Source organism: Herpetosiphonaceae bacterium (genome assembly GCA_036374795.1).
Taxonomy (GTDB): Bacteria; Chloroflexota; Chloroflexia; order Chloroflexales; family Kallotenuaceae; genus LB3-1.
The window spans coordinates 42,239-53,122 of the sequence record DASUTC010000192.1 but is presented as its reverse complement, the minus strand read 5'-3'; the positions used below and the strand labels follow the sequence as shown (position 1 = coordinate 53,122).

Annotated in this window: 1 protein-coding gene; it reads left to right on the top strand. The window is 66.6% G+C overall.

Annotation, left to right across the window (positions count from 1 at the left end; all coding sequences use genetic code 11):
• Positions 1-18: 18 nt before the first annotated feature.
• Positions 19-10,884: an amino acid adenylation domain-containing protein gene (locus VFZ66_14445; GenBank protein ID HEX6290386.1), complete on the top strand. Its 10,866-nt coding sequence runs from the start codon at positions 19-21 to the stop codon at positions 10,882-10,884.

Below are 10,884 nucleotides of genomic sequence, written 5' to 3'. Positions count from 1 at the left end.
GGCCAATCGCTCGAAGATGTGGCCGAGAAGATCCGGCTGTACCGGGCGGCGCGGGCAGAGCAGGGGTACGATCCGGAGGCGGGGCAGGTGACGCTGATGCTGCACACCTACATCGGCGAGGACCGCGCGGCGGTGCGCGAGGCCGTGCGGGTGCCCTTCACCAACTATCTGCGCTCATCGGCGGGGCTGATCGCTAACCTGGCACAGAGCGCCAACATCGCGCGCCCGATGAGCGAGCTGACCCAGGAAGACATGGACGCGCTGCTGGCCTTCGCCTTCGACCGCTACTTTGAAACCAGCGCGCTGTTCGGGACGGTCGAAAGCTGCGTGGCGCTGGTCGATCGGCTCAAGGCGATCGGCGTGAACGAGATCGGCTGTCTGATCGACTTCGGCATCGACGTCGACACGACGCTCGCCGCGCTGCAGCGGCTCAACCGCTTGCGTGAGCTGGTCAACCAGCCCGTCGAAACGGCGGGTGCCAGCCTGGCGGTCCAGGCGCGCAGGCACCACGCGACGCTGCTACAAGGCACGCCCTCGCTCGCCAAGCTGCTGCTGCTTCAGCCCGACACGCGGGAGCCGCTCCGCGCGCTGCGCGCGCTGCTGCTCGGCGGCGAGGCGCTGCCGCCCGCGCTGGCGCAGCAACTCCTGCCGCTGCTCTCCGGCAGGCTGATCAACATGTACGGCCCGACCGAGACGACGATCTGGTCGGCGACGCATCCCGTCACCAGCGTGCCTGAGAGCAATATGCCGATCGGCAGGCCGATCGCCAACACCGAGATCTATCTCCTCGACGCGCAGATGGAGCCGGTACCAATCGGCATTGCCAGTGAGCTGTACATCGGCGGGGTGGGCGTGACGCGCGGCTACTACGGGCACCCGGCGCTGACGGCGGAGCGCTTCGTGCCCGATCCGTACGGCGCGCGGCCCGGCGGGCGGCTCTACAAGACGGGCGATCTGGCGCGCTACCTGCCGGACGGCACGATCGAGTTCCTGGGGCGGATCGACCAGCAGGTGAAGCTGCGCGGCTTCCGCATCGAGCTGGGCGAGATCGAGGCGGCGCTGAGCCAGCATCCCGACGTGCGCGAGGCCGTCGTCGTGGCGCGACAAGATAGCGCCGACGATGTGCGCCTGGTGGCGTATCTGGTTGAGAACCAAGAACAAAGCGAGGACCAAGAACCGGAACCTCGAAACTCAAAACTCCTGACACCTGATTTCCGCGCGTACCTGAAAGAGCGCCTGCCCGACTACATGATCCCGGCGGCGTTTGTGACGCTTGAGGCGCTGCCGCTGACGCCCAACGGCAAAGTCGATCGCAAGGCGCTGCCCATGCCCGACGCCGCGCTCACGCAGGCCGAGTCGGCGATGACGCTGCCGCGCACGCCGACCGAGGAAGTCGTCGCGGCGATCTGGCAGCGCGTGCTGGGCGCGAAGCATGTCGGCGTCCACGATAATTTCTTTATGCTCGGCGGTCACTCGCTGCTGGCGACCCAAATCCTGTCGCGGGTCCGCGAGACGTTTCAGGTCGAGCTGGCGCTGAGCACGCTGTTCAACACGCCGACGGTCGCGGGCATGGCCGAGCAGATCACGCTCGCGCAGCAGATGGCGCGCGGCCTGCCGGTGCCGCCGATCGAGGTCGTCTCACGCGATCGACCGCTGCCGCTCTCCTTCGCCCAGCAGCGGCTCTGGGTGCTGCACCAGCTTGATCCGGAGAGCGCAGCGTACACCGATGTGGTGGCGATGCGCTTGCAGGGCGATCTCGATCTCCGTGCGCTCAGCGAAAGCCTGAACACGATCGTGCGGCGGCATGAGGCGCTGCGTACGACGTTCCCGATGATCGATGGAGCGCCGGTCCAGCAGATCGCGCCGCGCCTGACGCTGGATCTGCCGCTCGTCGACCTGAGCGACCGGCCCGCAGACGCGCAGCGGGCGCAGATGTTGCGCATCGGCTCTGAGGAAACGCGGCGGCCCTTCGATCTCGCCACTGGTCCGCTGATCCGCGCGCTGATCTTCAAGCACGCCGAGCACGACCATGTGGTGATGGTGATGATGCACCATATCATCTCGGATGGCTGGTCGATCGGCGTTCTGATCCAGGAGATGGCGGCGCTCTACGGCGCGCTCAGCACGAGCCCATCGGCTCTGGAAGCCAGTCTGCTGCCGGAGCTGCCGATCCAGTACGCCGATTATGCCGCCTGGCAGCGCGAGTGGCTGCAAGGCGAGGTCTTGGAGGCACAGCAAGCCTACTGGAAGCAGCAGCTCAGCGGCGAGATTCCGGCACTGAATCTGCCCACCGATCATCCTCGCCCGCCGATCCGCACCTATCGCGGCGCGAAGCAGAGCATCTACTTTCCCAAGCCGCTGCTTGATGGGCTGATGCAGCTCAGCCGCAGCGCGGGCACGACGCTGTTTATGACCCTGCTGAGCGGCCTTAACACGCTGCTCTACCGCTACACCGGCCAGACCGATCTGGTGATCGGATCGCCGATCGCCAACCGGCACCACGGCGAGGTCGAGCGCCTGATCGGCTGCTTCATCAACACGCTCGTGCTGCGCACCGACCTGTCGGGCGATCCCTCGTTTGCGGATCTGCTTCAGCGCGTGCGCGAGGTCGCGCTGGGAGCGTACGCGCATCAAGACCTGCCCTTCGAGCAGGTCGTCGAGATTGCCGAGTACGAGCAGGACATCAGTCGACACCCGCTGTTCCAGGTGATGTTTATCCTCCAGAACGCGCCGATGTCCACGTTCAAGCTCGGCGACCTGACGCTCACGACGGTCGACATGCCGACCGAAACCGCGAAGTTCGATCTGGCCTTTGAGCTGATCGAGATCGAGAGCGGTATCTTCGGCTTCGTCCAGTACAACACCGATCTGTTCGAGGCCGCGACGATCACGCGCCTGGTCGGGCATTTCGAGCGGCTGCTTGAGCAATGCGTCGCCGATCCCGAACAGCGGATCAGCGATCTGTCGTTTCTGGCCGATGATGAGCGCCAGAAGCTGCTGGTCGACTGGAATGGCCCGACAGCGACCTATCCAGACGCTCACCTGATCCATGAGCTGATCGCGCAGCAGGCGGCGCGCACGCCGGATGCCGTCGCCGTGATCTTTGAGGATACGCAGCTTACCTATGCGGAGCTGAACGCCCGCGCGAATCAACTGGCGCATCATCTGCGCTCATGCGGCGTTGGGCCAGAGGTGCGCGTCGGCCTCTGCCTGCACCGCTCGCTCGATCTGGTCGTCGGGCTGCTGGGCATCCTCAAGGCGGGCGGCGCGTACGTGCCCCTCGATCCGGCCTATCCGCAGGCGCGCCTGGCGTTCCAGGTGCAAGATGCGCAGGTGCCGGTGATCGTCACGCAGCAGGAGCTTGCCGAGACGCTGCACCTGGAGGATACCAGCCAGGGCGCGCAGGTCGTCTGCCTGGACGCCGCGCCTGCCATTGCCGCATGGCCCAACACTGACCCAATCAGCGGGGCAAAAGCGAGCGATCTGGCGTACCTGATCTACACGTCGGGTACTACAGGACGGCCCAAAGCCGTGCAAGTGGAGCATGGCAGCCTGCGCAATACGCTGCTGGCAAGCCAGGAACGCTTCGGCTTTCAGGCCGACGATACCATGCCCTGGATCGCATCGATCGCCTTCGACATCACGCTCTTTGAGCTCTTCAATCCGCTGCTGGCAGGCGGCACGGCGCTGATTGTCAGCCAGGCCGAGGTGCTCGATCTGCCGCGCTTCAGCCAGACGCTCCGGCGCTGCACGCGGCTGCATGCGGTTCCTAGCCTGATGCGGCAGATCGTCCTGGCGACCCGCGCCAGCGCCGCGTCGCCGACTGACTACGCCATCATGCGCCAGCTCTTCGTCGGCGGCGATAGCGTTCCTGCCGAGCTGCTGAGCGCGATGCAGAACGCCTTTCCCGGCGCTGAGGTGACGGTCTTGTACGGCCCGACCGAGGCCACGATTATCTGCACCAGCTACAGCACTCCACGCGGCCACACGCTTACCGGCCACCCGATCGGCACGCCGCTGCCCAACGTGCTGATCCGCCTCTACGACACCAACCGCCAGCTCGTGCCGATCGGCGTACACGGCGAGCTGTATGTGGGTGGGGCGGGCCGCACGCGCGGCTACCTGCACCAGCCGGAGCTGACCGCCGAAAAGTTTGTAGAGATCGATGGTCAGCGCTGGTATCGCACGGGCGATCTGGCGCGCTACCTGCCGGACGGCACGATCGAGTTTCTTGGTCGGAGCGACCATCAAGTCAAGCTGCGCGGCTTCCGCATCGAGCTGGCCGAGATCGAAGCGGTGCTGCGGCAGCATCCCGCGATTCAGGAGAGCGTGGTGCTGGTCTGGGAGCACCAGGCCGAGACACGCGGGCTGGTGGCCTATCTGGTGCCGCAGCCGGGCGCGCACATACCCGGCACCGACGAGCTGCGCCATAGCCTGGGCGCGATGCTGCCCGATTATATGATCCCGGCGGCGTTCGTGGTGCTGGACGCGCTGCCGCTGACACAGCACGGCAAGCTTGATCGCAAAGCGCTACCCGCGCCGGATCTTGACCAGCACAGCACGAGCACGGCCTTTGTCGCGCCGCGCACGTCCGTCGAGGCCACCCTCGCACAGATCTGGGGCGACGTGCTGCGCCGCGAGCAGATCGGCATTCACGACAACTTCTTTGCGCTCGGCGGCGATTCGATCCTGGTGATTCAGGTGATCGCGCGGGCCAATCAGGCCGGCCTGCACCTGACGCCCAAGCAGCTCTTTCAGCACCGCACGATCGCCGAGCTATCGACCGTGGTCCAAACCAGCGCTGTCGCCGAGGCTGAGCAGGGCGTGGTGACAGGTGACGTGCCGCTGACTCCGATTCAGCAGCACTTTTTCGCGCTGGATCTGGCGGAGCCGAACTACTTCAACCAGGCGATGCTCTTCCAGGTGTCGCAGCCGTTCGACCTGGCGCTGCTCGAACAGGCGGCGCGGCAGCTCGTGGCTCACCATGACGCGCTTCGGCTGCGCTATGCGCCGACGCCGTCGGGCTGGCAGCAGCAGATCGTCACGATTGAGGCGGCGCTGGCGGGATCGTCGATCGTCTCGTCCATCGACCTGTCGGCGGTGCCCGTAGCCGGGCAGAGCACCGCGATCACCGCTGCCGCGACCGAAGTACAGCGCAGCCTCGATCTGACAGCCGGGCCGATCTTCAGGATCGCGTCGATCGACCTGGGCGCAGACCAGCCCGGTCGGCTGCTGCTGGCGATCCATCACCTGGCCGTCGACGGCGTTTCCTGGCCGATCGTGCTGGCCGATCTCCAGACCGCCTACACCCAGCTCAGCCAGGGCGCAGGTGTGGCGCTGCCGCCGAAGACGACCTCGTTCAAATATTGGGCCGAGCGTCTTTCGGTCTACGCAGAAGCTCCGGCGCTGCACGATCAGCTCGACTACTGGCTGCACGTCGCGCAGCACTCGGTCGCGCCGATGCCGGTCGATCATCCTGACGGCGTAAATACGGCGGCTTCTGAGGCGCGGATCAAGCTCACGCTCAGCGCCGACGAGACTCACGCGCTGCTGCATGACGTGCCGCCGGTCTACCACACGCAGATCAACGATCTGCTGCTGACGGCCTTGATGCTGGCCTGGAGCGAGTGGACCGGCGATCATGCGCTGCGGCTCGACCTCGAAGGCCACGGTCGCGAAGATCTCTTCGAGCGTGTAGACCTGTCGCGCACGGTCGGCTGGTTCACCACGATCTTCCCGGTGCTGCTCGATCTGGAAGCCTCGCACGAGCCGGGTCGGGCGATCAAGGCGATCAAGGAGCGTCTGCGCCAGATTCCGCAGCGCGGCATCGGCTACGGCCTGCTGCGCCACCTCGGTCCCGCCGAGATCCAGGAGCAGCTCAGCGATCGTCCGGCATCCGAGGTCGGCTTCAACTACCTGGGTCAGCTCGATCAGGCCGTGCCCTCCGACGGCTGGCTCAGCGTCGCGGCGGAATCTCCGGGCGCGACCCAGAGCCCGCGCGAGCGGCGCGCGCATCAATTGGAAGTGACCGGCTTTGTCGCGGGCGGGCAGCTCCACCTGGAATGGGCCTACAGCGCCAACCGCCACGAGCGCAGCACGATCGAGCGGCTGGTAGCGGCCTATGAGCGCGCGCTCCGCTCGTTGATCGCGCACTGCCTGTCGCCGGATGCCGGTGGCTACACGCCCTCGGACTTCCCGCTGGCCCGCGTCGATCAGGCCGCGCTCGACCGCGTGCTGAGCCGCGATCGGCAGATCGAAGACCTGTACCCGCTCTCGCCGGTGCAGCAGGGCATGATCTTCCATACCGTCTATACGGAGGGAACCGGCGTCTATGTCGAGCAGATCGCCTGCCGACTTACGGGACCGCTCGACATCGCTGCCTTCCAGCAGGCGTGGGCGACCGTCGTCGAGCGCCACGCGATCTTCCGCACCGAGTTTGCCTGGGAAGGGCTGGACAGGCCGCTGCAACTCGTGCGGCGGCGCGTCGAGATCCCGTGGCAGATCGAGGATTGGCGGCATCTCAGCGCGGACGAGCAAGCCGCCGAGCTGAGGGCGTTCCTCGACGACGATCGACAGCGGGGCTACGCGCTCCACGCAGCGCCGCTGCTGCGACTGGCGCTCTTCCAGGTCGGCGCGGAGAGCTACGACTTCGTGTGGAGCCACCATCACGTGCTGCTGGATGGCTGGTCGCTGCCGCTGATCTTCAACGAGGTCTTTCACTCCTACGAGCTGATTGTCCAGGACGAAACGCTCCAACTGCCGCAGATCCGCCCCTACCGCGACTATATCGCCTGGCTTCAGCAGCAAGACCTGGCGCAGGCCGAGGCGTTCTGGAGGCAACTGCTGGTCGGCTTTACCGCGCCGACGCCGTTTGGCGTGGATCGACGCTCCGCCGCGAGCGTCACATCGGACCAGGCATCGCTCACGTTCGCGGTGAGTGAGGCGACCAGCCTGGCATTGCAAGAGCTGGTACGGCAGCACGGCCTGACGATGAACACTCTCGTGCAGGGCGCGTGGGCGCTCCTGCTGAGCCACTACAGCGGCGAGCAGGACATCGTCTACGGCGCGACCGTCGCGGGACGGCCCGCCGACCTGATCGGCGTGGAGCAGATGGTCGGGCTGTTCATCAATACCCTGCCGGTGCGCGTCCGGGTCGATCCCGATGCCACGCTGCTATCGTGGCTGGGCCAGCTTCAGGAGCTTCAGGTCGAGCTACGCCAGTACGAGTACACGCCGCTGGCGCAGATCCAGAGCTGGAGCAGCGTGCCGCGCGGCCAGGCGTTGTTCGAGAGCATCGTCGTCTTCGAGAACTATCCGGTCGCCACGGCGGTCCAGCCTTCGAGCACCCGGCGTCGCCTGACGATCAGCGATGTGCAAAGCCTGGACCAGACCAACTACCCGCTGACGATCATCGCGCTTCAGGAGCCGGTGCTGCAATTCACCATGACCTACGACACGAGCCGCTTCGACGCGGCGACGATCGAGCGCATGCAGCAGCATCTGCATGTGCTGATCGAGCAGATCATCGCCGCGCCGACGCAGCCCCTGGCAAAGATGACCGTCCTGCCGGAGCACGAGCGGCAGCAGGTGCTCGTCGAGTGGAACGCCACGGCGGCGGATTATCCGCAGGATGTCTGCCTGCACACGCTGATCGAGCAGCAGGCCCAGCGTACGCCCGACGCGGTTGCGCTGGTCTTTGAGGATCGACAGCTCACCTATGCCGCATTGAACGCCCGCGCCAACCAGCTCGCGCATGCCCTGCGGGCGATGGGCGTTGGCGGGTGCCCTCAGGGCGAGACGCGCGTGGCCGTGTGCATGGAGCGCTCGCTGGAGCTGGTGGTCAGCTTGCTGGCGGTGCTCAAGGCGGGCGGTGCCTACGTCCCGCTCGATCCCAGCTATCCCCAGGAGCGCCTCGCCTTCATGCTCGAAGATGCCGCCGCGCCCGTGCTGCTCACGCAGCAGCACATCGAGGCCGTGCTCCCGGCCCATGCCGCGCAGGTGCTCCGGGTCGATACCGAGTGGGAGCGCATCGCCCGGCAGCCCGATACGAACCCGGCCAGCGCCGTTCGCGCCGCCAACCTGGCCTACATGATCTACACCTCCGGCTCGACCGGGCAGCCCAAGGGCGCGATGAACACCCACCAGGCGATCGTCAATCGCCTGCTCTGGATGCAGGATGCCTACCAGCTCACGCCCAGCGACCGCGTGCTACAAAAAACGCCCTTCAGCTTCGATGTCTCGGTCTGGGAGTTCTTCTGGCCGCTGCTCACGGGTGCGACCCTCGTCGTCGCCAAGCCCGGCGGCCATCAAGACCCGGCCTATCTGGTCGAGCTGATCGCGCGCGAGCGGATCACGACGTTGCACTTCGTGCCCTCGATGTTGCAGGTCTTCCTTGAAGAGCGCGATCTCGACCGCTGCACGTCCCTGCGCCGCGTGATCTGTAGCGGCGAGGCGCTGCCGCTGGCGCTCCAACAGCGTTTCTTCGCGCGGCTGGATGCCGAGCTGCACAACCTGTACGGTCCCACCGAGGCTGCCGTCGACGTCACCTTCTGGCCGTGTGCGCCCGACCGCGCGCTCCACACCGTACCGATCGGCTATCCGGTGGCGAATACGCAGATCTACCTGCTCGATCGCCACCTGCACCCCGTGCCCATCGGCGTGCCCGGTGAGCTGCACATCGGCGGCATCCAGCTTGCGCGCGGCTATCATCGCCGTCCCGCGCTGACCGCCGAGAAGTTCATCCCCGATCCCTTCAGCCAGACGCCCAACGCCCGGCTCTACAAGACCGGCGACCTGGCGCGCTCTCTGCCTGACGGCGCGATCGAGTACCTGGGGCGGCTGGACTTCCAGGTCAAGGTGCGTGGCTTCCGCATCGAGCTGGGCGAGATCGAGACGGCGCTGGGCCAGCATCCGCAGGTGCGCGAGGCGGTGGTCCTGGCGCGGCAGGACCCGCCGCCCGCCAGCGGGCACCCGGACGCGCGACTCGTCGCGTACGTGGTGGAACAGCGGCACAACGGGGCAGCCGAGCTAAGCGTCAGCGAGCTGCGGCGTTTCCTGGAGCCGACGCTGCCGGAGTACATGGTGCCGTCGGTGTTCGTCTTCCTCGACGCGCTGCCGCTCTCGCCCAACGGCAAGGTCGATCGCAAAGCGCTGCCTGCGCCCGACAGCGCTCGGCCAGAGCTAGAGGCAACCTTTGCCGCGCCGCACACCCAGGTCGAGGAGACGCTGGCCGCGATCTGGAAGCAGGTGCTTGGCCTGGAACAGGTCGGCATCCATGACAACTTCCTTGAGCTGGGCGGTGACTCGATCTTGAGTCTGCAAGTCGTGGCGCGCACCAACGAGGCCGGGCTGCGGCTATCGCCCGCGCAGATCTTCCAGCACCGCACGATCGCGGAGCTGGCGGCGGTGATCGGCACGGGACCGGCGGTACAGGCCGAGCAGGGAGTCGTGACAGGCGCGGTGCCGCTGACGCCGATCCAGCAGTGGTTCTTCGAGCAGCAGTTTGACGCGCCCCACCACTGGAATCAGGCGGTCCTGCTGGAGGCTCGCCAGCCGCTCGATCCGGCGCTGCTGGAGCCGACCATGCAGCAGCTTGCGGCCCACCACGACGCGCTGCGGCTGCGCTTCATCCACGACGCCCACGGCTGGCAGCAGCACAACGCCGCCATCACATCGCAGCCGCTCGTGTCCGTCGTCGATCTTTCCGCCGTGCCCGCCTCTGAGCAGGCCGAGGCGATCACGCAGCACGCGGCGGCGGCGCAGGCCAGCCTCGATCTGACCCATGGCCCGCTGCTGCGCGCGACGTACTTCGACCTCGGCCCCGATCAGCCGGCGCGCCTGCTGCTGGTGATCCATCACCTGGCCGTCGATGGCGTCTCGTGGCGCATCCTGCTCGACGATCTTCAGACCGTCTACGAGCAGCTCAGCCAAGGCCAGGCCGTAGCGCTGCCCGCCAAGAGCACCGCGTTCAAGCACTGGGCCGAGCGGCTGCAAGCGTTTGCCCAGGCGCCGGAGCTGCTGGCCGAGCGCGACTACTGGACCACGCGACCGTGGTCGGCGCTGCCTCCGCTGCCCGTAGACGGCGCGGACGAGCGCGCGAATACCGAGGAGTCGACGCAGCGCGTGGCGGTCAAGCTGAGCGCCGAGGAGACGCGCGCCCTGCTTCAGGACGCGCCGCAGGCATACAACACGCAGATCAACGATCTGCTGCTGACCGCGCTGGCCCAGACGTTCGCCGACTGGACCGGCAGGCAGACGATGCTGCTCAATCTGGAAGGCCATGGACGCGAGGATCTGTTTGGCGATGTGGACGTATCGCGCACCGTCGGCTGGTTTACCTCGCTCTTCCCGGTTGTGCTGGATCTGCGCCATACGCACGGCACCGGCGAGGCGATCGTGGCGGTCAAAGAGCAACTGCGCGAGCTGCCGCGCCGAGGCGTTGGCTACGGCATACTCCGCTATCTCAGCCAGGATGCCGCGCTGCGCGAGCAGCTTCATGCGCTGCCGCAGGCCCAGGTGATATTCAACTACATGGGCCAGCTCGATCAGATCCTGCCTGAGGAATCGCCCTTTGCCCTGGCGAAGGAGTCGCGTGGGCCGGAGCGCAGCCCATCTGCCCGGCGATCCTACCTGCTTGAGATCAACGCCGCGATCATCGGCGGGCAATTGCAGCTAGAGCTGGCCTACAGCCCGCACCTGTACCGCCGCACGACGATCGAGGATCTGGCGTACACCTACCTGGATACGCTCCAGGCGCTGATCGGCCACTGCCTCGCGCCGGAGGCGGGCGCGTACACGCCGTCCGACTTCGCCGAGTTCGAGTGGAGCCAGGATAGCCTCGATAATATTACTGACATCATTCGGAAATCGATAGGAGACGTGTAA